The organism is Gordonia sp. VNK21 (genome assembly GCF_046098115.1).
GTDB lineage: Bacteria > Actinomycetota > Actinomycetes > Mycobacteriales > Mycobacteriaceae > Gordonia.
In genome coordinates this window covers 82,968-84,696 of sequence record NZ_JBJURU010000009.1, presented here as the reverse complement: position 1 = coordinate 84,696, position 1,729 = coordinate 82,968, and the positions used below count along the sequence as shown (strand labels likewise).

Below are 1,729 nucleotides of genomic sequence, written 5' to 3'. Positions count from 1 at the left end.
CGGGCGAGATGACGGCGCTGCCCGGCGCCCAGGAGTTCCTGCTGCTGCGGAGGATCCGGGACGCGGCCACCTCGGGTCGCTGGGACCGCATCGTGGTGGACCTGTCCGGCGTCGGGGATCCGTTCGCGCTGCTGCGGGCGCCCACCCTGCTGGCCACCACCGTCGAGCGGCTCTGGCCGCGGCACCGCCGGCTGGCGCAGGCATCCGAGCAGCCGGCGCTGGCGCAGCTGGCCGGCGCGGTGGAGAGCATCGGCCGGGACTGCGACGACCTGCGCGAGCTGCTGGCCGACCCGTCGGCGGTGGCCGCGCACCTGGTCCTCGACGGCGGCGAACGCGGCCGGCGCCAGTGCCCCGATCAACTGGCGATCGCCGAACTGCTGGGCCTGCCGCTGCGTTCGGTGCTGGTCAATCCGGGCGCGGGCGGGCTCGACCCGCAGCCGGTCCTCGAGTGCGCCGCCGAGCTGCTCTCCGGGGCGCCGGCGCAGCCGCAGATCGCGGCGGTGCCGCACGTCGACGGTCCGCTCGACCGGCTTTCACGGCTGCGCCGGCTCACCGTGGACCTTCCCGGTCCCGACGGTCGGGCGCACGGTTCGGGGGCGCTGGAGGTGGTCCACCGCGGCGGCTCCGGGCTCGAGGCGGTCTACGAGCTGAGCTGGCGGCAGGGTCTGCCCGAACCGGACAGGCTCGTGCTGGGCCGGTCGGGCGACGACCTGCTGGTGACCGTCTCGGGATTCCGGCCTCCGGTGCGGCTGCCGTCGGTGCTGCGCCGATGCACGGTGGCCGGGGCGCAGTGGGCACACGGCCGGCTCACCGTCGAGTTCACCCCGGACCCGGCGGTGTGGCCGCAGCGCGCCGGGCGGCGCTGACCGCTGCGCATCCGGCTGCGGTGACCCGGGGTTCGTTCCGGTCGGTACGGGCGGGTAACCTGTGAGGCTACAGTTGCGCCGGATGCGGGGGACCGGACCAGGCGCCGGGGACGTCGACGATCGTGAAGGAACCGCCCGAGATGACCGCACGCGAGCACGCCGCCGGCGCCTCCGCGGGCGGGAGCGGCGATCCGCTGCGCGATGTGCTGCTCGGTTTCGCCGGTCAGATCGACCAGCTCGCGGCCCTGATCGGTGGAAACCGGCCCGGCGCCGGCGCGGAGCAGACCTCCCGGATCGGTGAGCTGGCCGGCGAACTGGGCACGCTGGTCTCCGAGCTGGGCGATCTGCTGGCCCGCATCCTGTCGGCGCTGATCGCCGTGCTCGAAGCGGTCGCCCAGATGCTGCGCAGCGCACCGGCCCCGTCGACCGAGCCCGCGGCCGGTTTCGAAGTGATCCCGGTCCGGATCAGCACCCCGTGACCGCCGACGGGATCATCGGTATCGGTGTCCCGGGAGCGGCATCCGTGACAGGTTGGCAGGGACAGATCGTGCAGGGGGGACGATGAGTGCAGGGACGGGTGATGCAGCGATGAGCACGGCCGGGCCGGCGGATCTGACGGTCGGCATCGACATCGGCGGCACCAGCGTGCGGGCCTCGGTGGTCGACGCGCGCGGCACCATGCTCGATACGCTGCGCGCACCCACCCCGTCGACCACCGCCGCCCTCGAACACTGCCTGGACCGGCTGGTCACCGAACTGCGGGACCGCTGGTCGGTCGCTGCGGTCGGCCGGGCCATCGCCGGCTTCCTGTCGCCGGACTGTTCGACGGTCCGTTCAGGCCGCTGTCCTTCGGCCGCTACCGG

Annotated in this window: 3 protein-coding genes; all 3 read left to right on the top strand. The window is 74.3% G+C overall.

The features are described 5' to 3' along the window. Positions 1 to 866: ArsA family ATPase (locus ACJMNC_RS11355; protein ID WP_408948063.1), on the top strand; the 866-nt coding region annotated here is incomplete at its 5' end. A gap of 140 nt (positions 867 to 1,006) precedes the next feature. Further along, the gene (locus ACJMNC_RS11350) at positions 1,007 to 1,345 is read left to right on the top strand and encodes a hypothetical protein (RefSeq protein ID WP_408948062.1); all 339 of its coding nucleotides are present in this window, start codon (positions 1,007 to 1,009) and stop codon (positions 1,343 to 1,345) included. Positions 1,346 to 1,454: 109 nt separating this feature from the next. Further along, positions 1,455 to 1,729, top strand: a 275-nt coding sequence (locus tag ACJMNC_RS11345) for an ROK family protein (protein ID WP_408948061.1), incomplete at its 3' end; no start/stop codon positions are given.

Bases quoted from the DNA above. Each gene is read 5' to 3' on its own strand.
- ACJMNC_RS11350 (WP_408948062.1), top strand. From the start codon at position 1,007: ATGACCGCACGCGAGCACGCCGCCGGCGCCTCCGCGGGCGGGAGCGGC.